Below are 527 nucleotides of genomic sequence, written 5' to 3' on the forward strand. Positions count from 1 at the left end.
CCTTCGCGGATTGCGAAGCGCAGACCTTCGTCCATTGCGATTGGGTGGATCAGGGTAACAACCATTTTGATGTTGTCGCCTGGCATGACCATTTCAACGCCTTCTGGCAGCTCTACTGAGCCGGTTACGTCAGTTGTACGGAAGTAGAACTGTGGACGATAGCCTTTGAAGAACGGAGTATGGCGACCACCTTCGTCTTTAGACAGAACGTAAACTTCTGACTCGAACTGGGTGTGTGGCTTGATTGAGCCTGGCTTAGCCAGAACCTGGCCACGCTGGATGTCTTCACGCTTGATACCGCGCAGCAGAACACCACAGTTTTCGCCTGCCTGACCCTGGTCCAGCAGCTTACGGAACATCTCAACACCGGTACAGGTTGATTTCGCAGTATCTTTGATACCAACGATTTCAACTTCGTCGCCGACTTTAACGATGCCGCGCTCAACACGACCGGTAACAACAGTACCACGGCCAGAGATTGAGAATACGTCTTCGATTGGCAGCAGGAACGGCATGTCGATCGCACG

General features: G+C 52.6%; 1 protein-coding gene. It reads right to left on the minus strand.

Features of this window, described 5'->3' with window-relative positions; all coding sequences use genetic code 11:
- On the minus strand, window positions 1–527 hold a 527-nt coding region (locus tag H7K52_RS18825; RefSeq protein WP_008927192.1), incomplete at both ends, for an EF-Tu C-terminal domain-related protein.

Source organism: Pantoea hericii, assembly GCF_014155795.1.
Lineage (GTDB): Bacteria > Pseudomonadota > Gammaproteobacteria > Enterobacterales > Enterobacteriaceae > Pantoea > Pantoea eucalypti.